Raw genomic sequence first — 25,377 nt, forward strand, 5'->3', positions numbered from 1 at the left:
AGGCGGGAGGGCCGTGAAGAAATGCTCAGCGGCGCTTGGGTTTCCAGACCACCAGCGAGGTGGTTTGCCGCAGCGGCACCAAATCCTTGCGATAGGACGCGTGCACCGCGGCGGCGGCTTGTTCGGCGGCCGCGTACGCGGCGGCGAGTTCTTCGGTCAGCTCGTGCACCCGGGACTGCAGCGCGTCGACCTGGTTCTCCAGTTCGATGATGCGCTTGATCCCGGACAGGTTGACCCCGTCCTCCTGCGAGAGGCGCTGGACCTCGCGCAGCAGGGCGATGTCGCGCAGCGAGTAACGCCGTCCGCCGCCCGCAGTTCGGCCCGGCGAGACCAGGCCGTGCCGGTCGTAGGAGCGCAGCGTCTGCGCGTGCAGCCCGGAAAGCTGGGCCGCCACCGAAATCACGAACACCGGGGTGTCCTCGTCCGCGCCGTGCGGGAGTCCCGGATTACCGCCGAACATCACCCTCACCTGCCTTCGAGCAACTCGGTGATCTCAGGCCGCGGATCGTGGCCCTTCATCGCCTCGGCGTAGGCCTCAAGTGCCGACCGCGCCGCGTCGTCGAGCTTCGCCGGGACCGCCGCCTCCAGGGTGACCAGCAGGTCGCCCTGCGCGCCGTCCCGCTTCTGAATGCCCTTTCCGCGCACTCGCAACACTCGTCCGCTCGCGGTACCCGCGGGCACCTTGAGCGACACCTTGCCTTCGAGCGTCGGCACCGTGACCGTGGTGCCCAGCGCGAGTTCGGTGAAGTCCACCGGCACAGTGAGCGTGAGGTTGAGGTCCTTGCGCCCGAACAGCTTGTGCGGGGCCACGTGCACGCGCACGTACAGATCGCCCGCCTGCGCGCCGCCCCGGCCGGGTTCGCCCTGGCCAGCCAGCCGGATCCGCTGGTCGTCCTTCACGCCCGGCGGGATGCGCACGGTGAGCGTGCGGGTGCGGGTGCTGACGCCCTCGCCGCCGCACTCCGGGCACGGGTCGTCGATGATCTTGCCCCGGCCGCGGCAGTCCTGGCACGGCTCGGAGAACGCGAACGCGCCCTGGCTCCGGCTGACCAGCCCGGACCCGCTGCAGGTCGGGCAGACCCGCGGCGAGGTGCCCGGCTTCGCGCCGTTGCCGCCGCAGGTGGAACAGGTGGCCGGGCTCGACAGCCGCAACGGCAGCGTCGCGCCCTTGACCGACTCGAGGAAATCGATCCGCACGTCGGTCTCGACGTCCGCGCCGCGCTGCGGCCGGTTCGCCGTGGCACCGGCGGCCCCGCCCCGGCCGCGGCCGAAAATGCCGCCCAGGATGTCGCCGAGCCCGCCGAAACCGCCCTGCTGACCCTGCGCGCCCGCCTGGTTGAACAGGTCGCTCATGTCGAACCCGCCGGCGCCGCCGCCACCGGGGAAGCCGCCGAATCCGCCCGCGCCGCCGGAGCCGAAGAGCGTGCGCGCCTCGTCATACTCCTTGCGCTTGGCCGGGTCGGACAGCACGCCGTACGCCTCGGACACGGCCTTGAACTTGTTCTCGGCCGCGGTGTTGCCCGCGTTGGCGTCCGGGTGGTTTTCCTTGGCCAGCTTGCGGTAGGCCTTCTTGATCTCGTCCGCGGTCGCGTCGGAGGAGACACCCAGCTCTTTGTAGAAGTCCTTGCCGATCCACTCCCGAGCACTCATCGGGTGTCTCCTCCTTTCGCTGCAAACCGATTGTTACTGCTGGCCGGACTCATCGACCGAACCGTCGAGCGGCAGTTCGCCGCCGACCGGCGGATCGACCGGCTGCCCCGCCGGGGCTTCGCCGGGCTCGTGGTCGGTCACGCCGACCAGAGCCGCGCGCAGCACCCGCTCGCCGAAGCGGTAGCCGCGACGCATCACCAGGGTGACCGTCGGGCCCTTCACGTCCGGGGACGTCGTGTGCTGCACGGCCTCGTGGATGCTCGGGTCGAACTCTTCGCCCTCGGCCCCGAACGCTTCCAGGCCGGACCGCTCCAGGCTGGAGACCAGCTTGTCGGCCACCGCCTTGAACGCGCCGGTGAGGTCGCCGTGCTGCTCCGCACGCTGGAGGTCGTCCAGCAGCGGCAGCAGATCGCCGACCACGGACGCCTTCGCGCTCTGCACCACGGCCTCGCGGTCGCGGTCGACCCGCTTGCGGTAGTTCGCGTACTCCGCCTGCAAACGCTGCAGGTCGGCAGTGCGCTCGGACAGTTGCTTTTCGACATCCGAGGTGGCCGAAACCGCTTCGTCCACGGAATCGCCCAGCGAGGGGCCCGCGTGCTGCGCGGGCTCCTCACCGGCCGGAGTCTCCTCCGCGGCGGGCGGGCGGACCTCGCCGGTCTGCGGGTCCACCCGTCGCCGATCCCGCACGACTACCGGTTCCTCGGGGCCAGTGCCCTCGGTCTCGGAGTGGCGGGGGGTCACTTCTTCTCGTCCTCTTCCACGATCTCGGCGTCGACCACGTCGTCCGCCTTCGACTTCGGAGCGTCGCCCGCGGCACCGGCCGCGCCCTCAGCACCCGGAGCGCCCTCGGCGCCGGCCGCGCCCGCGTTCGCGTACAGCGCGCTGCCCATCTCCTGCGAAGCGGTGTTCAGCTTCTCGATGGACTCGCGGATCTTGGCCGAGTCGGTGCCCTTGAGCGCCTCGTTCGCCTCGTCGATCGCGGTCTTGACCTTGCCCTTGAGGTCCTCGGGCAGCTTGTCGTCGTTGTCCTTGACGAACTTCTCGGTCTGGTAGACCAGCGTCTCCGCCTGGTTGCGGGTCTCCGCTTCCTCGCGGCGCTTCTTGTCTTCCTCGGCGTGCGCCTCGGCGTCCTTGACCATGCGCTCGATGTCGTCCTTCGGCAGCGCGGAGCCGCCGGTGATCGTCATCGACTGCTCCTTGTTCGTGCCGAGGTCCTTCGCGGTCACGTGCACGATGCCGTTGGCGTCGATGTCGAAGGTGACCTCGATCTGCGGCACGCCGCGCGGGGCCGGCGGGAGACCGGTCAGCTCGAACATGCCGAGCTTCTTGTTCGCCGCGGCGATTTCGCGCTCGCCCTGGAACACCTGGATCTGCACCGACGGCTGGTTGTCGTCCGCCGTCGAGAAGATCTCGGACCGCTTGGTCGGGATCGTGGTGTTGCGCTCGATCAGCTTGGTGAAGACGCCGCCCTTGGTCTCGATGCCCAGCGACAGCGGGGTCACGTCGAGCAGCAGGACGTCCTTGACCTCGCCCTTGAGCACGCCCGCCTGCAGCGCGGCACCCACGGCGACGACCTCGTCCGGGTTCACGCCCTTGTTCGGCTCGCGGCCGCCGGTCAGCTCCTTGACCAGCTCGGACACCGCCGGCATGCGGGTGGAACCGCCGACGAGGACCACGTGGTCGATGTCGCCGACCGCGATGCCCGCGTCCCGGATGACGTTGTTGAACGGCTGACGGGTGCGCTCCAGCAGGTCCGAGGTGATCTTCTGGAACTCGGCGCGCGACAGCGTCTCGTCGAGGAACAGCGGGTTCTTGTCCGCGTCCACCGTGATGTAGGGCAGGTTGATGCTGGCGGAGTTGGAGCTGGACAGCTCGATCTTCGCCTTCTCGGCCGCCTCGCGGATGCGCTGCAGCGCCATCTTGTCCTTGGTCAGGTCAATGCCGTTGGCGGCCTTGAACTTGTCGACCAGCCAGGTGACGATGCGCTCGTCCCAGTCGTCGCCGCCGAGGTGGTTGTCACCGGAGGTCGCGCGGACCTCGACGACGCCCTCGCCGATCTCCAGCAGGGACACGTCGAACGTGCCGCCGCCGAGGTCGAAGACCAGGATGGTCTGTTCCTTCTCGCCCTTGTCCAGGCCGTAGGCCAGCGCGGCCGCGGTCGGCTCGTTCACGATCCGGAGCACGTTCAGGCCCGCGATCTGGCCGGCCTCCTTGGTGGCCTGCCGCTGCGCGTCCTCGAAGTAGGCCGGGACGGTGATCACCGCGTCGGTGATCTCCTCGCCCAGGTACGCCTCCGCGTCGCGCTTGAGCTTCATCAGCACGCGCGCGCTGATCTCCTGCGGCGTGTAGGCCTTGCCGTCGATCTCGGTCTTCCAGTCGGTGCCGATGTGCCGCTTCACGGACCGGATCGTGCGGTCGACGTTCGTGACGGCCTGGTTCTTCGCCGGCTGGCCGGTGAGCACTTCGCCGTTCTTGGCGAAGGCGACGATGGACGGGGTGGTACGGGAGCCTTCCGAGTTGGCGATGACCGTCGGCTCGCCGCCCTCAAGGACGGCGACGACCGAGTTGGTCGTGCCGAGGTCGATGCCGACCGCTCGCGCCATGGTGCTTCCTCTCGTGTTCTGGACTGGGTTGCTGCTATGTTCGTGACCTGCGGTTTCGAGGCACTCTTGAGTACCTTCTTAGCAGGTTCTCGAGGTCTCGCGCACGGCCCGGTTTTCCAGACTTGAGCCGACCGCGCTCAACCTTGCTATCAGGATAACGGCGGACCCCCCGGTCTTGTTCCCGGGTTCACCCGCAGAATTCGCCCCGCGGCGGTGTGACGCCACTCACCAGGTACCTGGCCTCGGCCCGCCGCACGCACTCGGAGTTGAGCAGCCCGGTGTGGCCGTCGCCGAGGTACGTGAGCAGCGCCGAACCGTCGATGCTCGCGGCGAGCCCGCGGGCCCACGGCAACGGCGTCGCCGGGTCGTGCGCACCGCCCACGACGAGGATCGGCGGGGCTCCGCGCACCGGATGCGGCTGCGGCGGGTTCAGCGCGGGAAGCGGCCAGCCGGTGCAGCCCGCGGAGAGGTCCCAGTACTCGCTGTAGCGCCAGCTGTGCGGGGCGACCGCGCGGATCACCCCGGCTGTCGCGCGCAGGTCCGCCAATCCGGTGAACGGCGACGGGAAGTCCTGGCAGCCGATCGAGCGGTACGCGCCGTAGGTCTCGCTCGCGAACGACGCGTGCTGGGCGAGCGCGCTCGCGTCCGGGTCCGCCAGAGCGCGGCTCAGCTCGGGCCACTCGGCGGGGAGATAGAGGTATCCGTACGCGCCGGAAGCCAGTTCCTCACCGGTTGCCTTGCGGCCCAACGCTTTCGCGTACGCGCCGTGGGTGACGAGGTGGTCGTAGCGGGCGAGCGCGTTCTTTCCATGCAGCGCGCAGTCCGTCGAACGGTCGCACCACCCGGCGAACCGCCGCAAGGCGTCCTCGGTGGCAGCGGCCTCCTCGACCATCGCCTGCCGCATCGGCCGGGCATGGTCGATCGCGCCGTCGAGCACCATCGTGCGCACCCGGTCCGGATGCTTCGACGCGTAGACCGCGCCCAGTTCGGTGCCGTACGAGACGCCGAGCCAGGAGATCTTCTGCTCGCCGAGCGCGCCGCGGATCGCGTCGATGTCCTCCGCGGCGCTTTGGGTGTCGACGTGCCCGAGCATCGGGCCGGTCTTGGCGAGACAGTCCTCGCCGGCCGCACGGTTGTGCGCGACGAAGGCGTCGTACTGCTGCTTGGTGGCCGGGAAGAGACCGATCTTCGGGTCGTGCAGCTTCGCCGGGTCACAGCTGATCTTCGGGTCGCTGAACCACACGCCGCGCGGGTCGAAGCCGATGATGTCGAAGCGGTCCCGCAACGGTTTCCGCGCCGAGCCGATGACCTTGGGGTCGAGTCCGCCGAAGCGCACGAAGCCGACCCCGGACCCGCCCGGCCCGCCAGGATTGACCAGCAGCGATCCGATCCGGTGCTGCTGGTCCGCCGCGGGCAGTCGGGTGAGCGGGATGTGCGCCGTGCCGGTTTCCGGATGGGCGCGGTCGATGGGCACTTCGACCTGACTGCATTGCGCGGTCGGTTCCTGCTCGGTACTGCACGGCGTCCAGGTCAACGCCGGGGTCGGTGCGCTGACCAGCGGAAGCAGGGTCAGCACGGCGGCGGCCAGGTTCATGCCCGGCGCACCCGCGCCGTCCCGTCGTCGGCCGCGGTGCGGAGCACGACTGTCTCCGCGTTCCGGACGACCCCTTGCTGCACCGGGATTTCCACCACCGCGACCGGCGTGGTGGCCTGCGGTTCAGGCGAGTGGCCGACCGCCGCGGTGATCGCGAACGCCCCCACCGCGCCCGCCAGCACCGCGGCGAGCAGCCGCGTTTCGAGTTTGCGCATGATGTGTCTGTTCTCCCCTTCAGACGGCCTTGACGGTGACGCTGCCGCTGTCCGTGTTCAGCTCGAGCGTCTTCGCGTCCGGACCTGAGTTCTGCGGAATGTCGATGCTGCGGTGGCCGCTCTCGCTGTTGCCGGTGACCTGGTAGGACCCGGTGCGCGGCACGGACACCTCGACGCGGCCGGAGTCGGCCTGCGCCTTGACGTTGTTGGGCTGGGTCAGCGTGAGCTCGATCCGCCCGCTGCCCGCCGAGACGTCGACCGGCCCGCGCAGGCCGTCGCCCTCGATCCGGCCGGACTGGCTGTGCACCCGCACCTCGCCGACGTTGTGCAGTTCCGTCGAACCGCTGTCCAGCTGGAGCTTGACCAGCCCCGGAACGTCCTGCATCCGTGCCTGCCCGGAATCGGCGGTGACGTCGACGCTGCCGACGCCCGCGAAGTCCAGCGTGCCGGAGTCGGTGTTGCCCGTGACCGGAATGCCGGGCGGGACGATCAGCTCCATGTCGGCGGTGCAGTTGCGGCCGCAGTCGACGATGACGAGCTGGTCGCCCTCGACGCGGTAAGCGTCGCCGGGCGCGCCGCTGAAGTGGTAGCGAAGGGTCTGGTGCACGCGAGCCGCGCCGGGAGCCGTGCGGATGCGGACGTCGCCGGAGCCGTTCTCCAGCTTCACCACGCGGATCTCCTGCGTCAGCGTCGCGTCCCGCGAAACCGTGGAACCGAACCCCCACCCGCCGAATCCGATCGCCACCCCAACGCCGATCACCGCGATGCCGGCCACTGCCAGAAGCGGGCGTGCCATGTCAGTTCCCCTCAGTACCACTCTCGGCTGTCTGGAGAGACGTTAGAAGGTGCGGGCCCCCGGGGACATCCGGTAAACCCCCCGAAACATCCCTGAGGCGGCGACCGGAGGGCCAGGGTCCTAACCTGGCGGCCGGAGAGCCCCGTTGATCAGGAGGAACCCATGCCCCAGCCGCCCAATCCGTACGACTACCTGCCGTCGGTTCCCTCGTTCACGCTGCGCAGCACGGACATCGCCGACGGCGAGACCCTGGCCCAGCCGCACCTGTCGGGCATCTTCGGCGCCGGCGGCGAGGACCGCTCGCCGCAGCTGGCGTGGGAAGGCTTCCCGGAGGGCACCCGCAGCTTCGCGGTGACGGTGTACGACCCGGACGCCCCGACTGCCAGCGGGTTCTGGCACTGGGCCGTGTTCAACATCCCGGCTTCGGTGACTTCGCTGGAGGCTGGCGCGGGCGACTCCGCTGGGTCGGGGCTGCCCGATTCGGCGGTCACGCTTAAGGGTGACGGCGGGGTTCGGCAGTACCTGGGCGCCGCGCCGCCTCCCGGACACGGGCCGCACCGGTACTTCTTCGTGGTGCACGCGCTGGACGTGGAGACGTTGGAGGTGCCGGAGGACGCTACGCCCGCGTTCCTCGGGTTCAACATGTTCGGGCACACGCTCGGGCGGGCCACGTTGGTGCCGGTTTACGAGAACAAGGGCTGAGTTCGTCCGTGGAAGAGCCGACGGTGGAGGTTGCGGACGGCGTGGTCTTTCCGCAACCTCTGCCCGACACCGCGGGCGGAGTGGTCCTCGGCGCCGACGGACGCGCGTTCGTGCAGTTCCGGAGCCCGGACCGGCCGCGGTATCCGAGCACGTGGGACGTCGTGAGCGGCCACCTCGAACCGGGCGAGACGACGCTGGGAGCGCTCGCCCGCGAGGTCTTCGAGGAAACCGGCTGGCAGCTGCGCCGCGTGGTCCGGAACCTCGGCCGCCACCGCTGGCCGCTCGACGACGGCGAAGAGGTCGGCGATTTCTACCTGATAGAAGTCGAGGGCGACCTGGCCCGCCCGGTCCTGGAATGGGACAAGCACCCGCACAGCGCGTGGTTCGGCAAGGAAGACCTGGACCGGCTGCTGGTGAACTGCGCACCCGGCGACACCTTGATCCGGGACGTCGTGGCCGCCGCCCTCTCCGTCCACAATGGACCTACCGGAGCGACTCCCGGTTGACCCCCTCGCGTTCGAGGAACCGGCCCTTCGTGTGCTCCTCGAACCCGAACTGCCGGTACAACCCGTGCGCGTCCGCGGTGTGCAGCATCCAGCGGAAGCCTGCTCCCGGCCCGTGGTCGATCATCTCGCGCACGAGTTCCTTGCCCAATCCGCTTCCGCGGGCGGACTCGACCACGAACACGTCGCCGAGATACGCCGAGGTCACTCCGTCGGAGAAGGCTCGCGCGAAGCCGACCTGCCGTCCGTCCGCGCGCGAGTAGGCCCCGACGACCCGCCACGATCCGGCGATCGCCGCTTCCACCTGTTCTCGCGTCCGCCATCGGCCCCAATAGGCCTCGGTGGAAAGGAATTCCCACAGCACGTCGAGGTCGAGCCGCTCCCGCCGGTCGTCGACCTCGTATTCACCCACGACCCTCATGCCCGGCAAGCTAGCCGACCGCGTCCCGGAAATTCCACCGAATTCAAGCGGGTTTGAGCAGGTAATCCACCACCGGACGCAGCTCCTCCGCGGACGGCGGCTCGTCGTCGATCAGCCCCTGGATCAGCAGCCCGTCGATACCCGCGAGAAAGACCCGGAACGCGACCTCGTCGTCATGCCGGACCATCGACGTCAACACATCCAGCCACCGCCGCGCCGCCGGGCGCAGCTCGGGTTTGCGCGCAGCCAGCAGGTACAGCTCGTACTCCGCCATCGTGCGACCCCGCCGCGGCCCGAGCGCCTCGGCGAGCAGGCCAGCCACCTCTTCGGCACCGCGGCTGCCGCGCGACCGGGCGCGGTCGATCATCCAGTACACCTCGGTCGCCATGTCGCGCGCGCACGAGATGAGCGTCGCTACGAGCAGGTCGTCCAGCGAGGAGAAGTGATAGGTCGTGGACGTCGTCGGCACGCCCGCTTCAGCGGCGACCGTGCGGTGCGTGACCCCGGCGACGCCGTCGCGTTCGATCACTCGCAGGGTCGCCTCGATGATCTCCGTCCGGCGCTTCTCGCCGCGCGCCTTGCGGCCGTCGGTCTGGATTTTCACGATTGGCTCCCGACCTCGATGAGCACCACCCCGCCGACCACGAGCACCAGCCCGGAGATCACCGCGAGGTTGATCGGCTCCTTCAAAAACAGCACGCCGACCAGCGCGACCAGCGCCACGCCCGCCGCGGCCCAGATCGCGTAGGCCACCCCGATCGGCAGCCCGAGCTTCAGCACCCGCGACAGCGCGAAGAACGCCAGCCCGTACCCGACGACCACCAGGATCGACGGCGTCACCTTGGAAAAGCCCTCGGAGAGTTTGAGCGAAATCGTGGCGGTCACTTCTGCGGCGATGGCCAAAGCGAGGTACAAGTAAGCACCCATAGCTCAACAAAGTACCTGAACGATCGTCCCACTTGCTAGCGAGGCGTGCACCACATCGGTGGGACTTGGGACCGTCGGACCGGTTACCCATCAGTAAGAAGCGTTACCCTGCTCGGCACCGGCGCGCTCGCGCGGCGGCACCACCACACCGGACGAAAGGCACCCGACGATGGGCGCTGTACAGCTGACGCTCGGGGGGATTTCCGTCCTCCTGGGCATCGTCGCCTGGGGAATGTTCATCGCGACCATTGCCCGCTTCGTGCGGGTGATCAAGCTCGGCCAGCCGGACGCCACCCGCAACGGCCCGTTCATGGCGCGCTTGATGACCCTGGTCAAGGAGTTCGCGGCGCACACCCGCATGGCGAAGTTCCGCCAGGTCGCCCCGTGGCACTGGCTGGTCATGTGGGGCTTCCTGATCGGGTCGCTCGCGCTCTTCGAGGCCTACGGCGAGGTGTTCGTCCCGACCTGGGGCTGGCCGATCCTCGAGGACTGGTCGCTGTGGAGCCTCCTGATGGAGCTGCTCGGCGTCGGCACGGTCGTCGGCGGCGTCGCGCTCGCGATCATCCGGCAGCTGAACCACCCGCGCCGGGCCGACCGGCTGTCGCGCTTCGCCGGCTCGAACTTCAAGTGGGCCTACTTCGTCGAGGCCGTGGTGATCGTCGAGGGCATCGGCATCATCGGCGTGCGCGCGGGCAAGGCCGCGATGCACGTCCACGAGACGCCGACCTGGGCCGCCTTCGTCTCGAACCCGCTCAGCGAGCTGCTGCCCTCGAGCGCGGCGCTGGTGTCGGTGTTCGCCTTCATCAAGCTGATGAGCGCCACGGTCTGGCTGATCGTCGTGGCCCGCACGATGACTATGGGCATCGCCTGGCACCGGTTCAGCGCGTTCTTCAACATCTACTTCAAGCGCGAGGCGGACGGCGGCGTCGCGCTCGGCAAGGTCAAGCCGATGATGAGCAAGGGCAAGGTGCTCGACCTCGAAGAGGCGGACCCGGACGAGGACACCTTCGGCGTCGGCGCGATCGAGGACTTCAGCTGGAAGGGCTGGCTGGACTTCTCCACCTGCACCGAATGCGGCCGTTGCCAGTCGCAGTGCCCGGCGTGGAACACCGGCAAGCCGTTGTCGCCGAAGCTGCTCATCACGCAGCTTCGCGACCACGCCTACGCGAAGGCGCCGTACCTGCTCGCGGGCGGCAAGCGCGACATGGCCGGTGACGAGGTCGGCCTGTCCGGCGACAACATGTACGCGGGCATCGATGTCCTCGCGATCGCTGAGTCGCAGAAGGCGCTCGTCGGCGACGACGGCGGCGTCATCGACCCGGACGTCCTGTGGTCCTGCACCTCCTGCGGTGCGTGCGTCGAGCAGTGCCCGGTCGACATCGAGCACGTCGACCACATCGTCGACATGCGCCGCTACCAGGTGATGATCGAGTCGTCGTTCCCCACGGAGCTGAACGGCATGTTCAAGAACCTGGAGAACAAGGGCAACCCGTGGGGCCAGAACGCCAAGGACCGCCTGCAGTGGACGGAAGACCTCGACTTCGAGGTCCCGGTCTTCGACGGCGACCTCGGCGACGCCGAGTACCTGTTCTGGGTCGGCTGCGCCGGTGCGTTCGAGGACCGCGCGAAGAAGACCACGCGTGCCGTCGCGGAACTGCTGCACATCGCGGGCGTCAAGTACACCGTGCTCGGCTCGGAGGAGTCCTGCACCGGTGACCCGGCTCGCCGCGCGGGCAACGAGTTCCTGTTCCAGATGCTGGCGCAGCAGAACGTCGAGGTGCTGAACTCGGTGTTCGAGGGACGGGAACGCAAGGCGCGCAAGGTGGTCGTCACCTGTGCGCACTGCTTCAACACCCTCGCCAACGAGTACCCGGAGCTGGGCGGCCAGTTCGACGTCGTGCACCACACGCAGTTGCTGAACCGCTTGGTGCGGGAGAAGCACCTGACGCCGGTCGCGCCGGTCGCCGAGGACGTCACCTACCACGACCCCTGCTACCTGGGCCGGCACAACAAGGTCTACGACGCTCCCCGCGAGCTCGTCGGCGCGTCCGGTGCGCAGCTGCGCGAAATGCCGCGGCACGGCGACCGCTCGATGTGCTGCGGCGCGGGCGGCGCGCGGATGTGGATGGAAGAGAAGATCGGCAAGCGGATCAACGTCGAGCGCGTGGACGAGGCGCTCGGCACCGCTCCGTCGAAGATCGCCACCGGCTGCCCGTTCTGCCGCGTGATGCTCACCGACGGCGTCACCTCGCGCCAGAGCGACGGCCTGGCGAGCGAAAAGGTCGAGGTCGTGGACGTCGCGCAGCTGCTGCTCACCGCGGTGAAGCGCAAGCCGGAGCCGGCGCTGGTCGCCTCGGGCGCGCCGTCGCTGGACGAATCGGACGCGGAACTGTCTGCCAAGCCGGACGTCCCGACCGACGAGAAGCCGACCGGAACACCGTTGCCCGAGGGCGACGACTGAGGTTCTCGCTGACAAACGGCCCCTGGTATCCGCGGATGTCAGGGGCCGTTTCGTTGCCGGGACGTACTGCTGGGTCGGGTTGCTGCCCGCCGTCAACGCGGGCTTCGCCGCGACGGTCGAACAGTCGGTACTGGTCGTGGGCGCGCTCGCCCTCGTCGTGGCTGCTTGCAGCAGGCGGCGTACCCCGCAGTGCCGTTAGTCTTTCCGGCGTGAGCGACGAATCGGAGGGCGGCGGCGAAAGCACTCTCACCGTGGTGCTGGCCGGTGGGGTGAACCTGGCGATCGCGGTGCTGAAGCTCGTCGCGGGCATCATCACCGGATCGGGCGCGATGCTGTCCGAGGCCGCGCATTCGGTCGCCGACACCATCACCGAGGTGCTGCTGCTCACCGCGTTGAAACGGTCCGAGCGGCCGGCGGATCGCCGCCATCCGTTCGGGTACGGCAAGGAGCGGTATTTCTGGTCGCTGCTGGCCGCGGTGTCGATCTTCGCTTCCGGTGCGGTTTTCGCGCTGTACGAAGGATTCACCACCGTTTTCGGAGAAGGCGCGGAGCAGACGAAACCGATCGTCGGCTACATCGTGCTGGCGCTGGCTTTCGCGCTCGAATCGGTGTCGTGGGCACAGGCCGTCCGCCAGGTCCGGCGCGACGCGAAGGCCGAGCAGCGGCCGTTCTTCGCTTACCTGCGGATGATCGACGACCCGGCGCCCAAGACGGTGCTCTTCGAGGACTCGGCGGCGCTGGTCGGTCTGCTACTCGCGTTCGCCGGGATCGGGCTGCACCAGCTGACCGGCTCGGACGTGTGGGACGGCATCGCGTCGATCCTCATCGGCGTGCTGCTCGCGTGCGTCGCGTACCTGCTCGGCAGCACGAACCGCGGTCTGCTGGTCGGCAGGCAGGCGGATCCGCGCCTGGTCCGCGGCATCCGGGATCATCTCGGGGCTGCGCCGGAAATCGACGCGCTGGTGGATCTGCAGACCATGCTGATGGGCACCGACCACGTCCTGGTGTGCGCCCGCGTGGACTTCGACGACGCTCTCGGCGCTGCCGATCTGGAACGCGCGTGCGTGCGGATGGCCGACGAATTGAGCGAGCGGTTCCCGGACGTCGCGGAGGTGTTCATCGAACCCGTGCCGCGGACGGATCCGAAGCTGCGCGCGACGGTGCTGGCCCGGTACGGCGTGCCGCCGCGACCGAATCAGTAGCCGAAGTCCTGCGTCCAGTACCAGCCGTCGGTCGTGACGCCGACGCCCAGCTTCTTCAACGAGCAGTTGAGGATGTTCTTGCGGTGTCCGCTGGAGTTCATCCACATCCGCATCACCTGGTCCGCGCTGGTCGCGCCCTTCGCGATGTTCTCCGCGCCCGGTTTGGGATATCCCGCGGCGGTGATGCGGTCGGCGAAGCTCTCGCCTTCCGGGGTGTCGTGGGAGAAGTAGTCACGCTGGGACATGTCGTCGCTGTGTCCCTGCGCCGCCTGGTCGAGATGGGGTTCCTCGGCCACCGGATCGCAGCCCGCCTTGTCCCGCTCGTCGTTGACCAGTGCGATGACCTGGCCCGCCAGCGTCGGCGCGCTGCGCGGCTTGGGTGCCGGCTTCGCGCTGCTGCTCGTCGGAGTGTCCTCTTTGGACTCCTCGGCCGGCGGCGGCGGGGGCGGCGCGGGAGTGGCCGAGGTCGACGGTGGCGCCGTAGTCGCGGGCGCGCTGCTGCTCGGGGTCGCCGACGTGGAAGACGCCGGCGACACCGCGAACGGTCTCAGCGCACCCGAGGACAACCCGCCGTCGCGCGTTTCCGGGACAGCGACGCTCAGTGTGTCGAGGTGCCCGGAGCGCAGCGCGAACGTCCCGCCAGCTGCTCCGAGCCCCCCGAAGAGAACACTGAGAGTCACACTTACGACCCGGACGCGCACACTAATGGAGGACACAGCCGCGGAAACTATCACGAACTGATTACGATGGTTACCTCCAAATGGCGCAGCGGCCGGAGACCCACTACCCAGCGTCGAGAACCTCGACGTACCCGTCCGTCCCGTTGACGCGGATCCGTTGTCCGTCCTTGATCAGCTTCGTGGCGTTCTGCACCCCGACGACCGCGGGCAGGCCGTACTCCCGCGCGATCACCGCGCCGTGCGTCATCTGGCCGCCGACCTCAGTCACCAGGCCGGTGATCGCCACGAACAGCGGTGACCAGCTCGGATCCGTGTACGCCGTGACGAGGATGTCGCCCGGTTCGAGATCGGCGTCGCCGAGATCCAGGATGACGCGGGCACGGCCCTCGATCGTCCCGGCGGACACCGGCAGCCCGCCCAACGCGCCTTCGGGCAGGTCGTCGCGACGGTAGCTGCCGGAAACGGCCTCGCCGTCCGAGGTGAGCACGCGGGGCGGCGTCATCGATTCGTAGGACCGGAACGCTTCCTTGCGCTGCTGGATCAGCTCGCGGTCGACCTCGCTCGTCCGCACGACCTCCTGGAATTCCTGCAGGCGCAAGAAAAAGAGGTCCTCCGGCTCGTCGAGCACGCCAGCCCGCACCAGCCGCTCGGCCTCGCCCAGCAGAGCTTCCTTGTATACGAAATAGCGGCTGATCATGCCGTACTTCGGATACTCGCGGTACCCGGTGAACGTGCGGACGCGCTCGATCATCCGCTCGGTTTCCTCGGCCTTAGCCGCGCCGTCCGGCAAGGCGCGCAACCGTTCCAGGACCTCCTGCGCCTTGTCCAGCGCTTCCTGACGGCCCTGTTCGAAGCGGCGCTGCCCGGCCCCCGGCTCGAAGTTTTTGATGTTGGACAACAACATCGGCACCAGCGCGACCGGCTGTTCGCTCCACCGAGGCCGGGTAATGTCGATCTCGCCGACGCAGCGCATCCCGTACTTGTCGAGGTACCCCTGGATCGCGGCGCGCGATTCCTCCCCGCCGGCCAGCTTCGGCAGCTCGTCCAGGAAACCGTTGTCCTCGACGTCCTGAAGGAACGCGACGACCTCGGGATGGGCGCGGAGCACGTCGGCGACGTCAAGGAGCGCCAGCCCCATCTCCGCGGTGACGTTGTGCGGTACGGACTGGGTGAGCGTGTCGGCGACGTTCTTTTCGCCGAGCCACTCTTGGAGGTGGTCGTTCAGCCACCAGGTCGCTTGCATCGCCGCGGTGAACACCTGGTGGCTGCGCCGGTCGAAGAGGATCCGGCGCATTTCCTCGACGTCCTCGAAAATGAAGTCGAGCAGTTCACTGCCGGACTTCGCAGCGATTTCTCGCTGCAGCTTGGCGATGGAGGCCTCGCTGTGCTGGATCAGCTCGGTGACGACGGCCGGATCGGTTTCGATGGTGGCCGGTGCGGCGCCGGGGATCTGCTCGCCGGGTCCGTCGTCGTCGGACAGCGGGAGGAAGCCCTCGCGGGAAAGGACGGTCTCCAGCGCGTCCGCCATCAGCGGATCGGATTTCCCCACCACCGCGAGGAAACTGGCGCGGCTCTTGGGCACCGACAGCAGTGCGGTGGCGTCCGCGAACAGCCGCCCGCCCGCCTCGGCCATCGGCCGCGGGGTCGTCAGCTGCCAGACCGACAGGCCCAGAGGCTTCATCGCGTCGGTCATCATCTGCTGGTGACCGACGGAGAGGTAGACGTGGTTTCCCTCGTCGGCGGCCGCCGGGAGCGGGAACAGCGTGGTGATCGGGCGGCTCTGCACGATCTGGAACTCGTCGTCGGACAGGCACCATTCGATGTCCTGCGGGCGGCCGAAATGCGCCTCGATCGTGCGGCCGAGTTCCACCAGCCGCAGGACCTGGTCGTCAGTCAGCGCGGCCTGTTCCTGCTGGTCCGCGGCGATCACCTGCTCTTCGGTGCCGCCGCCCTCGACGGCCAGGATGGCGCGTTGCTTGGCGGAGACCGCCTTGTCGACGATCACGCCGTCGCGCACCTGGTAGTTGTCCGCGTTGACCAGACCGGAAACCAGCGCCTCGCCGAGCCCGAAGCTGGCCTCCACGACGGCGGTCTTCCGGTTGGACGTCACCGGGTCGGCGGTGAAGAGCACCCCGGCCGCCTGCGGGAACACCATCTGCTGCACGACCACGGCCATGTGGACTTTCCGGTGGTCAAAGCCGTTGCGCAGCCGGTAGGTCACCGCGCGTTCGGTGAACAGCGACGCCCAGCACCGGCTGATGTGCCGCAGGACCGCCTCCGCGCCAAGGACATTGAGGTAGGTGTCCTGTTGCCCGGCGAAGGACGCGCCCGGAAGGTCCTCCGCGGTCGCGCTCGACCGGACCGCGTAGGCGCGTCCGTCCACCAGCGCGTCGGTGATCTCCTTCGCCAGATCGTCCGGGATCGCGATCGCTTCCAGCGCTTGTCGGATCTCCGCGCTGCCCTCGCTGATCGCGTCCCGGTCGTCCGGGTTCAGGTTCGCCAACCGGTCCAGCGGCCCGGCCAGTTCCGGCGCGTTCTCGATGATCCGCTCGAACGCTTCGGTCGTCACGCAAAAACCGGGCGGCACGCGGACCCCGTCGATCCGCGCGAGTTCGCCCAGATGCGCGCCCTTGCCCCCGACGATCGCGACCTGCTCCCGGTCGATCTGCCCGAGACCGAGCACGTAGCTGCCCATTCGTTCGTTTCCCCCGTCTGTGGTCGTTCCCGGCTTTCGCTCGCCTGTCGGACGGAAGCCGGGTCGGCTGGAGATTCTGCGGTACCACCCGGGTCTTGCGGCAAGCCCCCCGATGCGTTATAAGTTAAATACGGCAGGGAGAGATATTCTTCGCTGCCTTTTCTTTTGCCCGCTTCAAGGGCTCACCTTCGTCGTCGTGGTGGCTTCCTTGGTCACCGGGCGTCCGGTCTGATCGGTCGCGGTCGCGGTGGTCGTCGTGGTGACGTCCGCGCGAGCCGAAAGCGTGCAGGCCCTGGTGACCTGTTCGCCAGGGGCCAGCTGGGTGACGGTGAACGAGCAGGCCGGGTCCGCGGCGCGAACGGTCACGTCGTGCAAAAGCGCGTCGCCGGTATTGCGGAGGGTGCTCACGTAGGTCACCGGGTCACCCGGCCGGATCGGCTGGTCCAGGTGATCGCGGCGCAGGTCTAACGCCGGGTGCAGCACCGCGAAGTCGGCTTTCCCGGTCGCGGTCACCGGCGGGCCCCACGGGGCGGCTGCGGTCGCGGTGAGCGGGGCGGCGCTTGCCGGTGCGACGCACTGGTAGCGCTGGGTTCCGCCGACCGGCAGCTCGGCGAAGGCGTGCGCACAGGCAGGGTCGCCGGCCACCCGGACGTCGTGCAGCGGCTGGTCGCCGGTGTTGGTCACCACGACCTCGAACGGCACCGCGTCGTCGGCTCGATACGCGCTGCCGGTGGCGTGTTTCGCGACGGACAGCGCGGGCTTCTTCACCTTGAACGACGCCTGGGCGGAAGCGTTGACCGTTCGCTGCGTCGGGTCGGTGCCGGTCACCTTCGCAGTGTTCGTGAACCCGGCCGCGCCCGCGGTGATCGAGCACTGGTATTCGATCTGCGCGTCCGGGGCCAGGCTCGGGATCTGGTGCGCGCAGGCCGGGGTGCGATCGTCCACAACGGACACCGCGGTCAGCGGGACGTCGCCGACGTTGCGGACCAGCAGCGAGAAGGTGACCTTGTCGCCCTGGCGCACCTCGTACGGCTGGGCGTCCTTCATGATCGCGAGTTCCGGGTGGATGACGTCGATCTTCGCCGAGCCGGACGCGGTGACCGGGCGGTTCGTGGGGTCGGTTCCGGAGAGGGTGGCGAGGACGGCGAAGTCGTCCGGTTTGGCCTTCACCGTGCACTGGTAGCTCTGCGCGGCACCGGGTTCGAGGCGGTCGAACTTCTTCGGGCACGCGGGATCAGTGCTGGTCACCGCGGTGAGCGGGACGTCGCCGGTGTTGGTGACGGAGACCGTCACGGTGAGAGGGTCGCCGACCCGCGCGACGGTCGGGTTCGCCGAGGTCAGCACGGTGAGCGCGGGATGGATCACGTCGATGTGCGCGTCAGCGGACGCGGTGAGCGGCGGGCCGACCGGCGGGGTGCCGGCGACGTGCGCGGTGCTGACCGCGTCGTCGGCCGGGGCGGGGATGGTGCAGTCGTAGGTTTTGTTCGCTTTCGGGGCGAGGGTGTCGAGGGCTTTCGCGCATGGGCCCTGGTCGGTGACCTTGACGGCGGTCAGCGGGGCGTCGCCGGTGTTGGTCGCGGTGATGGTGAAGGTGACCGGGTCGCCGGCGCGGAAGGGTCCGCCGTGCACGGTCTTCGTCAACGACAATCCCGGGTGCACGACGGTGAACGCAGCGTCCGCGGTGGCGGTGACCGTGCCGCCGATCGGGTCTGCGGCGGTCACCTTCGCGGTGTTCGAGTAACCGTCATGCCCGGCTTTCGTGGTGCAGGTGCAGTGCTGTTCTTCGCCAACAGCCAGGGTGGGGAAGTCGCGGGCACAGCCGGGGGTCTTTTCGTCCACAATGGACACCTTGGCCAGCGGGACGTCTCCGCTGTTGCGCACGGTGATCGTGAAGGTGACTTCGTCCCCTTCGCGCACCTGCGTCGGCGCGACAGTTTGGGTGAGCTGGACGGCGGGGTGGATGACGTCGACGTGTGCGCTCGCGTTCGCGGTGACCGGGCGGCCGGACGGGTCGGTGCCGGTGACCGTTGCGTCGCTGGTGAGGTCGTCCGTCGCGGGCCGAGTGCAGGTGTAGGTCTGCTTTGCCTGCGGGGCAAGGGTTCCCAGCCGCTTCGCGCATTCCGGGACATTCGGGTCGGCGACCTGGGTGTCGCGGAGTTCGGTGTCGCCGGCGTTCGTGACGGTCAGGGTGAACGTCGCGGGTTCACCCGGGCGCACGACGGTCGGCGCCACGCTCTGCGCGAGCGTGACGAGCGGGTGGATCACGTCGATTGCTGCCTCCGTCGCCGCCGTCACCGGCGTTCCGACCGGCGGTTTCGCGGTGACCTGCAGTGCTTCTGTCACGTCGGCGCCCGGTGCGGTGGTGGTGCAGTCGAACGTCCAGTTGGCTCCGGGGGCGAGGGTGTCGTGCTGTTGTGCGCAACCTTCGGCACGGGCCATCGTCGTGACGGCCAGTCCGGTGAGCGGCACGTCGCCGGTGTTCGCCACGACGACATGAATTGCGATGGAGTCGTTTTCGCGGAACGGTCCACCTTGGACAGTCGCGGTCAAGGTGACTGCCGGGTGCTGCACGGTGAACGACGCGCTCGCTTTTGCGGTGACCGGACGGCCGGTCGGGTCGGTGCCGGTGACGGTCAGGTCGTTCGTGAAGCCCTGCGTTCCGGCGACCGTGGTGCAGGTGAAAGTCTGCTTTCCTTGTGCGGCAACAGTCCCGAGGGTTCGCGCGCATTCCGCGACCCGGTCGTCTGCCACGGTGACGTCATGGAACTCGGCGTCGCCGGTGTTGCTTACCGTGACCGTAAAGGTGACGCGGTCCCCCTCGCGCACCTGCGCGGGCGCGGCGGCGACGGTGGCTTCCAACGTCGGGTGAACCACATCGATCCGCGCCTCCGCGGTCGCGCGCTGTGTCGTTCCGAGCTGATCTTTGCCAGTCGCAACAACGGTATTCGTCACGTCGTCCGCCGGAGCTAACTGTTCGCACTTATACGTCTCGACCGCGTTGGGCGCCAACGTGCCGAATTTGCGGACACAACCGGGCACGCTGTCGTCGGCCACCGCGACGTCGTCGAGCGGCACGTCCCCGGTGTTGCGGACGGTGACAGCGAAGGTGACACGGTCCCCTTCGCGCACCTGCGCGGGGGAGGCGGCAGCGGTGACCGCCAAGGCTGGATGGATCACCGTGACGGTGGCCGAGGACTTGGCCGTGACCGGTCGGCCGGTGGCGTCCGTACCAGTGGCGGTAACGCTGTTTGTGGTGGTGAGCGCGGGTTTCGCGGTGCAGGAGTAGGTCTGCTGGGTGCCCGGCGTGAGTACGCCGAAGGACCGCGAGCACTCCGGAGTCAGGTCGTCGGTGACGTCGACCGGGTTGAGCGGGCTGTCACCGGTATTGCGCACGGTGACTTTCCAGGTGACCTGGTCCCCGCCGTGCACCACCGGCGGGACAGCCTCCTTGGAAACGGAGATCGCGGGCGTGATGAGGGGGACTTTCACGTCCGCGGTCGAGCTGACGACTTTGCCAAGCGGATCGATGCCCTTCACGGCCGCGCGGGCTCCGTTCTGCAGCGGCACGGTTGCCGTGCAGGTGCCCACCACCGATTGGCCCGGCGCAAGGGATCCGATGGCGCGTGCGCACGAGGGGACCGCTGGGTCGGCGATGGTCACGTCGTGCAGCGGAACGTCGCCGGTGTTGATGGTCTTGAGCGTGAAGGTCGCCTGATCGCCGGCGCGGTAAGCCGGTTTGTCGACCTGTTGACTCAACTTCAGGGCCGGGCGGAGGACATCGACGTTGCTGCCCGCCGAAGCCGACACCTGCTCCCCGCCGGAACCCACGCCAGTCGCCTTGACCGTGGCGACAAACCCCTTCTCCGGCGCGGCGAACGTGCATTGATAACGCGCGCTGGCCCCCGGAGCGAGGGTGCCGATCTTCTTGCCGCACTGCGGGTTCCGCTCGTCCACGACGTCCACATCGGACACCGGGACGGAAGCCGGGTTCGTCACGCTGACCGTGAACGTCACCTGGTCGCCCGCGTGCACCCGGTGCGGTTCGGCGACCGCCGTGACCTGCAATTCCTGCGCCTGCCGGGGCGCCGCATACGCCGCGGGGGTCAGCAGAGTGGCCACCAGGCCGAGGACTAAGAGCAGACGTTTCCCGGCCGAAACCATGCGGGCAAGTTTTCCACCATCCGGTGACGCCGCGGCGATTTCTTACCCGGCAGTGGGATTACCTCACTCCGCTGAGCGATGAGTGAGACGCACGGTTGACTCGTGGGTGATCGCCGCCGCCTGATCGAGGAAACCGATCACCGTTTGGAGTTGCTCGTCGGAGTAGCCGGCCGCGACCGACTTCGTCGCGGCGACGATGTAGTCCCACAGCGGCGCGACGCGCTCGACGTTCGCCGGGTCGACCCGGACGAGGACTTTCCTCCGGTCGTCGGGATGCGGCATCCGGTTGACGACGCCCTTGCGCTCGAGCCGGTCGACCAGCGCGGTGACCGACGCGGGCGCGAGCCCGGCGTACTCGGCCAGCTCCTTCGGCGTGAGCGGACCGAGCCGGGCGAGGTAGTCGATGACCTTGCTCTCGACCGGCGAAAGACCGTTCTGCTCGGCGAGCGCGGTGTGGAACATGACCGTCTCGGTCGACAGCACCCGGGCACGAAGCAGCAGCTCAGCGACCAGATCCTCGCGTTCGCTTGACATGCCCCGGAGTCTAGCGGACTATTTAGTTCGATAGAACGAATTACTTTCCAAGATATTCGAAGGGGCGAATCATGGCACGGATCTTGATCGCGGGCGGGGGCATCGCGGGGGCGATCACCGCGATCGCGCTGCACGAGGTGGGGCACGAACCGGTCCTGTACGAGGCGTACGACCGCAGCGCGGAAGGAGTCGGCGCGTTCCTGACACTCGCCGTGAACGGCCTCGACGCGCTGACGCCGTTAGGGCTGAAACCGCTGGTCAAAGACCTGGGTTTCGACACGCCGCGGATGACGCTCGGGCTCGGCAACGGCCGCCGGCTCAGCGAGTTCCCGCTCGGCGGCGCGCTGCCGGACGGCACGGTGAGCCAGACCGTCCTGCGCTCCGATCTCTACGTGGCGCTGCGCGACGAAGCGGTCAGACGCGGCGTGCGCACGGAGTTCGGCAAGCGGCTGACCGGTGCCGAACAGTCGGCGGACGGCGTCACCGCGGTCTTCGCCGACGGCACGAAAACCCACGGCGACCTGCTGATCGGCGCGGACGGGCTGCGGTCGACAGTCCGCCGGATCCTGGATCCTTCCGCCCCGTCGCCGCGGTACGTGCCGCTGCTCAACACCGGCGGTTTCGCGCGCGGCCTCGACCTCGACGACGAGCCCGGCATCATGCACATGGTGTTCGGCCGCAAGGCCTTCTTCGCGCACGTACTCGCCCCGGACGGCGCGGTCTGGTGGTTCGCGAACGTGCCGCACGCCAGCGAACCGACCGAATCCGACCTCGCCGCGATGCGCGGCCCCGGCTGGCGGAAGCGGCTGCTCGACCTGGTCCGCGCGGACCGCACTCCGGCCGCGGCGATCATCGAGGCCAGCGAAAACATCTACGAACCGTGGGCGACGTACGACTTCCCGACGGTCCCGGTGTGGCATCGCGGCCGGATCGGCCTCATCGGCGACGCCGCGCACGCGACGTCACCGGCGGCCGGTCAGGGTGCGGCGATGGCGATCGAGGACGCGGTGACGCTCGCGATGTGCCTGCGCGACGTCCCCGACCCGGCGGGCGCGTTGACCACCTTCGAGGCGTTGCGCCGCGAGCGGGTGGAAGCCGTTGTGGCCCAAGGCAAACGCAACGGCGACGCCAAAGCCCCGGGCCCGATCGGCCGGGTGGTCCGGGACTTCTTCATCACGCGCGCGATGCGCAAACCGGCCACCGACGACCCGAACCGGTTCATGTGGGAGCACCGGATCGACTGGGCCGCCCCGGTGAAGGCGGCTTAGCGCCAGGTGTCGACGCGGTGGAAGTTCTTGTACGCGCGGCTCGGCGTCGGCCCGCGCTGCCCCTGGTAGCGGGAGCCGGCCTCGCTGGAGCCGTACGGGAATTCCGCCGAGCTGGACAGCCGGAAAATGCACAGCTGGCCGATTTTCATCCCGGGCCACAGCGTGATCGGCAGGTTCGCGACGTTCGACAGCTCGAGCGTGATGTGCCCGGAGAAGCCGGGGTCGATGAAGCCCGCGGTGGAGTGGGTGAGCAGCCCGAGGCGGCCAAGGGAGGATTTGCCCTCGAGCCGTCCGGCGAGGTCGTCGGCGAGCCGGACCTGCTCGAACGTGGACCCGAGCACGAACTCGCCGGGGTGCAGCACGAACGGCTCGTCGCCCTCTTTTTCGACCAGCGAGGTCAGCTCGTCCTGCTGCAGCTGCGGGTCGATGTGGGTGTACTTGCTGTTGTCGAAGACCCGGAAGTACCGGTCGAGCCGGACGTCGATGCTGGACGGCTGGACCATGGCAGGGTCGAAGGGGTCGATGCCGAGGCGGTCGGCGTCGAGCTCTTTGCGGAGGTCACGGTCACTGAGCAGCACGGATGCAGCCTATCGGGCGGGCAGGCGCGGCCGGGGCACCCCTCCGTCCGAACACCGCGTCCATCCGCTTGAGGTACCGCCGCCGCCCGAACGCGCCGAGTGCTTCCTGCAGCGCAGTCGCACCGGGCACCAGCTGCCGCACGGTCTCCGCCGCGTAATTCACCCCTGCGGCGGCGAGCACCGCGGCCTGCGCGACCGGGTTGTCCGGCAGCCCGAGAAAGTCGGCGTTGTCCCGCCCGAGCACGAGCCGACTGATCGCGGAGTGCACACCGACGTTTACCTGCGCGAGCACCTTCCCGGCCGCCCCGCGCCCCTCGCCGATCGCCGCGTGCGTGTCGACGAGGGCGCGGGCGAGCCGGACGGAGTCGTCGTCGGGGATGAACTCGGTGGCGGCGAGCATCCAGAGCAACCGCCAGGCGTCGTCCTCATCGGCGGGCAGCAGCTCGTCGGCGACGCCCATCAGCCAGCCGACGTAGCGCCAAAGATGCAGGATGTCGGCCTTCTCGCGGGCGGTGTAGCGGAGGCCGAGCAGCTGGGTGCCGAAGACGTAGACGAGCGAGAAGAGCAGGAGAGTGCCCGCGGTCTGGACCTGATTGACCGGCCGATCCCACCGCTCGTAATCCCAATCCGGCCGGTTGTTCATCGCGCGCCGGACGTGCGCGTGCACCAGCCGGATCTTGAGCGCGGCCTGATACCCCGTGCGGTGCTTTTGGAGCGCGCCCGGAGTCGTGACGTCAATCCACCACGCGGCGGTCTCCACCAACCGCCGCGGTGCCCGGTGCTCGATTTCCCCGGTCCCGACCAGGGATTTCGTCGCTCGTGAGGCCAGGTAGCCGCCCATGAGCGACATGTCGCCAAGCGGGAAGAGCCCAAGCAGCCCGGCGCGGGTGATGGCCTTCGCGCCGCGGACGAGCCTTTGCTGGTCGACCCAGTACGGGGTGGCCTCGACCTGGTCGATGAAGGCTTTCAACTCCGGGTGAACCTGTTCCCCCGCCAACGCCTGGTCGACGCGGCTTTGCTGGTGGGGCTCCCGGTGCAGCCACTCGACGACAGCGTCGGCCAGGGCGTCTTCCTGCTGCGCGAAGGTGCGGAGCCGCTTGAGCTGCGCTTCGTCGGCGGTGGCACCCCGGCTCCGGGCGGCCAGCCGGAACCCGCCTTGCCGGAACATCTCAGGAGACATCTCGGGGTCGTCCATCGCGCACCTCCGCACCGTGGGTCGACAACAAGTGTTGTCACTTTGGCGGGGAGCGTCAAGGCGTAGCCCCCGCTGGACATGGGGGTGCTGCGGTTGTGTATGCTGGCGGAGCACTGCGGATGTAGTTCAATGGTAGAACATCAGCTTCCCAAGCTGAATACGCGGGTTCGATTCCCGTCATCCGCTCTCATAGAGAAGCCCCAGGTCAGTGGTTGTCCACTTTAGACCTGGGGCTTTCTTTATCTGCGCTCTTCACTTCTCGCGTGCGAGCCCGCGGACTAGCGTCGACCAAGCGAGGCAGTCCTCCGCTAACGATCCGGAGGAGACCGTCCGCGCCGCAACTCGTATCGCTCATTCGCCCTCATCAAAGTCGGGCGTGTGGCGCATCTGCACGGAGCCGAGCCTGCTCTGGGTCGGAGTCGCGATCTGAGACGAGCAGCCTCTCAAGAGGTGATCTACGGGGCGGAACGACTTATCCGACACAGTCTTCGCTGCGGCCTTCCTGTCTCTGCCGAAGACACTAGGAAGGCAATAGGGTGAACGACGAAATATGCCTTGGCTTGACAACCGAGAAATGACGCGTATCAAGGGTTGCCACCCGCGTAATGCCGAGCCGCTCAGCCAGTGCGATGACGCACGCATCGGCGGTTCCCAACGGGAGATCCGCGTACTTCTCCACAAGGTCGGCCGCCCGCGCGATATCGGCGAGCATCATGGACTCGACGGTGTAGAGTCCGTCAGCGACGTCGCGAAGAAAATCGGCTTCCGCTGAAGCGCCGGCACGCGAGCCAAGCATGTAGCCAATTTCCACAAGCAGCGGCTCCGGCAAGATCAGTGGCTCTAGAGTCGAAGCCAGGAGTTCGGTACAGCGTTCGTGGTCGTCATCGCGCCGGTTGCCCATGGCGACCACGACCCCAGTGTCGACCAGGATCACGCCGATTTGCCCGATCCGCTGCCAAGTTCTCGACGGGCCACTTCCTTGGCGCGCCGGCCGAGGTCGTGTTCACCTTCGAACACGCCTACCGTGCGAAACCGACGACGTGGCGGTTCAGCGTCTGGTGGCACCTCCGCCAGTTGCCGAAGCGCCGCCAACGCAGCGGATACCCGTTCGTCGGGAACCGCCTCGAGGAGGCGTCGAGCCTCTTCACGAGGAGCGCCCGGATCAGGGGCTTCGCTAGTCGCCATGCCACCA

General features: G+C 68.5%; 23 protein-coding genes and 1 tRNA gene. 6 read left to right on the forward strand and 18 right to left on the reverse strand.

Annotation, left to right across the window (positions count from 1 at the left end; all coding sequences use genetic code 11):
• Window positions 1-25: 25 nt before the first annotated feature.
• The 7 genes from EIZ44_RS03425 to EIZ44_RS03455 form a co-directional block, all read right to left on the reverse strand.
• Window positions 26-460, reverse strand: coding sequence for a heat shock protein transcriptional repressor HspR (locus EIZ44_RS03425; protein ID WP_037808901.1), 435 nt, complete (start codon window positions 458-460; stop codon window positions 26-28).
• Between the two features lie 5 nt (window positions 461-465).
• Entirely contained in the window at window positions 466-1,650 is a 1,185-nt protein-coding gene (dnaJ, locus tag EIZ44_RS03430) for a molecular chaperone DnaJ (protein WP_037808903.1), read from the reverse strand.
• A 33-nt stretch (window positions 1,651-1,683) separates the two neighbouring features.
• A complete protein-coding gene (grpE, locus tag EIZ44_RS03435; RefSeq protein WP_037808905.1) occupies window positions 1,684-2,391 on the reverse strand; it encodes a nucleotide exchange factor GrpE in 708 nt (235 codons plus the stop codon).
• Window positions 2,388-4,253, reverse strand: a complete 1,866-nt coding sequence (gene dnaK, locus EIZ44_RS03440; RefSeq protein ID WP_037808908.1) for a molecular chaperone DnaK — start codon at window positions 4,251-4,253, stop codon at window positions 2,388-2,390. The genes grpE and dnaK overlap by 4 nt, the downstream gene beginning before the upstream one ends.
• 187 nt (window positions 4,254-4,440) lie before the next feature.
• Complete coding sequence (locus EIZ44_RS03445) at window positions 4,441-5,847, reverse strand: alpha/beta hydrolase (RefSeq protein ID WP_134727699.1); 1,407 nt, start codon at window positions 5,845-5,847, stop codon at window positions 4,441-4,443.
• Window positions 5,844-6,062: a hypothetical protein gene (locus EIZ44_RS03450; protein ID WP_037808913.1), complete on the reverse strand. Its 219-nt coding sequence runs from the start codon at window positions 6,060-6,062 to the stop codon at window positions 5,844-5,846. The genes EIZ44_RS03445 and EIZ44_RS03450 overlap by 4 nt, the downstream gene beginning before the upstream one ends.
• Window positions 6,063-6,081: 19 nt before the next feature.
• A complete protein-coding gene (locus EIZ44_RS03455) occupies window positions 6,082-6,858 on the reverse strand; it encodes a DUF4097 family beta strand repeat-containing protein (RefSeq protein WP_134727700.1) in 777 nt (258 codons plus the stop codon).
• Window positions 6,859-7,020: 162 nt separating this feature from the next.
• On the opposite strand from EIZ44_RS03455, the gene EIZ44_RS03460 reads away from it, so the two are divergent.
• Both EIZ44_RS03460 and EIZ44_RS03465 read left to right on the forward strand, forming a co-directional pair.
• Window positions 7,021-7,560 carry a YbhB/YbcL family Raf kinase inhibitor-like protein gene (locus EIZ44_RS03460; RefSeq protein WP_134727701.1) on the forward strand — a complete coding sequence of 180 codons (540 nt, stop codon included), beginning with the start codon at window positions 7,021-7,023 and terminating at the stop codon, window positions 7,558-7,560.
• Between the two features lie 23 nt (window positions 7,561-7,583).
• A complete protein-coding gene (locus EIZ44_RS03465; RefSeq protein WP_205673034.1) occupies window positions 7,584-8,066 on the forward strand; it encodes an NUDIX hydrolase in 483 nt (160 codons plus the stop codon).
• On the opposite strand, the gene EIZ44_RS03470 is transcribed toward EIZ44_RS03465, so the two are convergent.
• From EIZ44_RS03470 to EIZ44_RS03480, 3 genes are read right to left on the reverse strand one after another with little or no spacing between them, the layout of a single operon-like run.
• Window positions 8,044-8,484 carry a GNAT family N-acetyltransferase gene (locus EIZ44_RS03470; protein ID WP_134664299.1) on the reverse strand — a complete coding sequence of 147 codons (441 nt, stop codon included), beginning with the start codon at window positions 8,482-8,484 and terminating at the stop codon, window positions 8,044-8,046. The genes EIZ44_RS03465 and EIZ44_RS03470 overlap by 23 nt on opposite strands.
• Window positions 8,485-8,527: 43 nt before the next feature.
• The gene (locus EIZ44_RS03475) at window positions 8,528-9,088 is read right to left on the reverse strand and encodes a TetR/AcrR family transcriptional regulator (RefSeq protein ID WP_009085017.1); all 561 of its coding nucleotides are present in this window, start codon (window positions 9,086-9,088) and stop codon (window positions 8,528-8,530) included.
• A complete protein-coding gene (locus EIZ44_RS03480; protein ID WP_037808919.1) occupies window positions 9,085-9,411 on the reverse strand; it encodes a DMT family transporter in 327 nt (108 codons plus the stop codon). Before EIZ44_RS03480 ends, EIZ44_RS03475 begins: the two co-directional genes overlap by 4 nt.
• Before the next feature lie 169 nt (window positions 9,412-9,580).
• Here EIZ44_RS03480 and EIZ44_RS03485 point away from each other — a divergent pair, with 169 nt between their 5' ends.
• Entirely contained in the window at window positions 9,581-11,872 is a 2,292-nt protein-coding gene (locus EIZ44_RS03485; protein WP_134727703.1) for a (Fe-S)-binding protein, read from the forward strand.
• A 209-nt stretch (window positions 11,873-12,081) separates the two neighbouring features.
• The gene (locus tag EIZ44_RS03490) at window positions 12,082-13,074 is read left to right on the forward strand and encodes a cation diffusion facilitator family transporter (RefSeq protein ID WP_134727704.1); all 993 of its coding nucleotides are present in this window, start codon (window positions 12,082-12,084) and stop codon (window positions 13,072-13,074) included.
• Here EIZ44_RS03490 and EIZ44_RS03495 read toward each other — a convergent pair.
• From EIZ44_RS03495 to EIZ44_RS03510, 4 genes are all read right to left on the reverse strand, one after another.
• Window positions 13,068-13,754: a CAP domain-containing protein gene (locus EIZ44_RS03495; RefSeq protein WP_205673035.1), complete on the reverse strand. Its 687-nt coding sequence runs from the start codon at window positions 13,752-13,754 to the stop codon at window positions 13,068-13,070. The two genes, EIZ44_RS03490 and EIZ44_RS03495, sit on opposite strands and share 7 nt — an antisense overlap.
• Before the next feature lie 103 nt (window positions 13,755-13,857).
• Entirely contained in the window at window positions 13,858-16,449 is a 2,592-nt protein-coding gene (gene rph, locus EIZ44_RS03500) for a rifamycin-inactivating phosphotransferase (RefSeq protein ID WP_134727706.1), read from the reverse strand.
• A gap of 174 nt (window positions 16,450-16,623) precedes the next feature.
• Window positions 16,624-20,610 (reverse strand): CLIPPER-2 domain-containing protein, encoded by a 3,987-nt coding sequence (locus EIZ44_RS03505; RefSeq protein WP_134727707.1) that lies wholly within the window; start codon window positions 20,608-20,610, stop codon window positions 16,624-16,626.
• Between the two features lie 63 nt (window positions 20,611-20,673).
• A complete protein-coding gene (locus EIZ44_RS03510) occupies window positions 20,674-21,144 on the reverse strand; it encodes a MarR family winged helix-turn-helix transcriptional regulator (RefSeq protein WP_134727708.1) in 471 nt (156 codons plus the stop codon).
• 71 nt (window positions 21,145-21,215) lie between these two features.
• On the opposite strand from EIZ44_RS03510, the gene EIZ44_RS03515 reads away from it, so the two are divergent.
• Window positions 21,216-22,412, forward strand: a complete 1,197-nt coding sequence (locus tag EIZ44_RS03515) for an FAD-dependent oxidoreductase (protein WP_134727709.1) — start codon at window positions 21,216-21,218, stop codon at window positions 22,410-22,412.
• Here EIZ44_RS03515 and dcd read toward each other — a convergent pair.
• Window positions 22,409-22,990 (reverse strand): dCTP deaminase, encoded by a 582-nt coding sequence (dcd, locus tag EIZ44_RS03520; RefSeq protein ID WP_037354328.1) that lies wholly within the window; start codon window positions 22,988-22,990, stop codon window positions 22,409-22,411. The two genes, EIZ44_RS03515 and dcd, sit on opposite strands and share 4 nt — an antisense overlap.
• Window positions 22,977-24,185, reverse strand: coding sequence for an oxygenase MpaB family protein (locus EIZ44_RS03525; RefSeq protein ID WP_134727710.1), 1,209 nt, complete (start codon window positions 24,183-24,185; stop codon window positions 22,977-22,979). The genes dcd and EIZ44_RS03525 overlap by 14 nt, the downstream gene beginning before the upstream one ends.
• A gap of 115 nt (window positions 24,186-24,300) precedes the next feature.
• On the opposite strand from EIZ44_RS03525, the gene EIZ44_RS03530 reads away from it, so the two are divergent.
• Window positions 24,301-24,371, forward strand: a tRNA-Gly gene (locus EIZ44_RS03530).
• Between the two features lie 334 nt (window positions 24,372-24,705).
• On the opposite strand, the gene EIZ44_RS03535 is transcribed toward EIZ44_RS03530, so the two are convergent.
• Both EIZ44_RS03535 and EIZ44_RS03540 read right to left on the reverse strand, forming a co-directional pair.
• Window positions 24,706-25,119, reverse strand: coding sequence for a type II toxin-antitoxin system VapC family toxin (locus EIZ44_RS03535; RefSeq protein ID WP_037808933.1), 414 nt, complete (start codon window positions 25,117-25,119; stop codon window positions 24,706-24,708).
• Complete coding sequence (locus tag EIZ44_RS03540; RefSeq protein WP_078870279.1) at window positions 25,116-25,370, reverse strand: hypothetical protein; 255 nt, start codon at window positions 25,368-25,370, stop codon at window positions 25,116-25,118. The genes EIZ44_RS03535 and EIZ44_RS03540 overlap by 4 nt, the downstream gene beginning before the upstream one ends.
• Window positions 25,371-25,377 lie beyond the last annotated feature (7 nt).

The sequence above is a fragment of the Amycolatopsis nivea genome (assembly GCF_004522235.1).
Taxonomy (GTDB): Bacteria; Actinomycetota; Actinomycetes; order Mycobacteriales; family Pseudonocardiaceae; genus Amycolatopsis; species Amycolatopsis nivea.

Coding starts and splice junctions, on each gene's coding strand:
- rph (WP_134727706.1), bottom strand. CDS start 16,449: ATGGGCAGCTACGTGCTCGGTCTCGGGCAGATCGACCGGGAGCAGGTC.
- EIZ44_RS03525 (WP_134727710.1), bottom strand. CDS start 24,185: ATGGACGACCCCGAGATGTCTCCTGAGATGTTCCGGCAAGGCGGGTTC.
- EIZ44_RS03455 (WP_134727700.1), bottom strand. CDS start 6,858: ATGGCACGCCCGCTTCTGGCAGTGGCCGGCATCGCGGTGATCGGCGTT.
- EIZ44_RS03460 (WP_134727701.1), top strand. CDS start 7,021: ATGCCCCAGCCGCCCAATCCGTACGACTACCTGCCGTCGGTTCCCTCG.
- EIZ44_RS03510 (WP_134727708.1), bottom strand. CDS start 21,144: ATGTCAAGCGAACGCGAGGATCTGGTCGCTGAGCTGCTGCTTCGTGCC.
- dnaK (WP_037808908.1), bottom strand. CDS start 4,253: ATGGCGCGAGCGGTCGGCATCGACCTCGGCACGACCAACTCGGTCGTC.
- EIZ44_RS03540 (WP_078870279.1), bottom strand. CDS start 25,370: ATGGCGACTAGCGAAGCCCCTGATCCGGGCGCTCCTCGTGAAGAGGCT.
- EIZ44_RS03485 (WP_134727703.1), top strand. CDS start 9,581: ATGGGCGCTGTACAGCTGACGCTCGGGGGGATTTCCGTCCTCCTGGGC.
- dnaJ (WP_037808903.1), bottom strand. CDS start 1,650: ATGAGTGCTCGGGAGTGGATCGGCAAGGACTTCTACAAAGAGCTGGGT.
- EIZ44_RS03425 (WP_037808901.1), bottom strand. CDS start 460: ATGTTCGGCGGTAATCCGGGACTCCCGCACGGCGCGGACGAGGACACC.
- EIZ44_RS03505 (WP_134727707.1), bottom strand. CDS start 20,610: ATGGTTTCGGCCGGGAAACGTCTGCTCTTAGTCCTCGGCCTGGTGGCC.
- EIZ44_RS03450 (WP_037808913.1), bottom strand. CDS start 6,062: ATGCGCAAACTCGAAACGCGGCTGCTCGCCGCGGTGCTGGCGGGCGCG.
- EIZ44_RS03470 (WP_134664299.1), bottom strand. CDS start 8,484: ATGAGGGTCGTGGGTGAATACGAGGTCGACGACCGGCGGGAGCGGCTC.
- EIZ44_RS03445 (WP_134727699.1), bottom strand. CDS start 5,847: ATGAACCTGGCCGCCGCCGTGCTGACCCTGCTTCCGCTGGTCAGCGCA.
- EIZ44_RS03480 (WP_037808919.1), bottom strand. CDS start 9,411: ATGGGTGCTTACTTGTACCTCGCTTTGGCCATCGCCGCAGAAGTGACC.
- EIZ44_RS03515 (WP_134727709.1), top strand. CDS start 21,216: ATGGCACGGATCTTGATCGCGGGCGGGGGCATCGCGGGGGCGATCACC.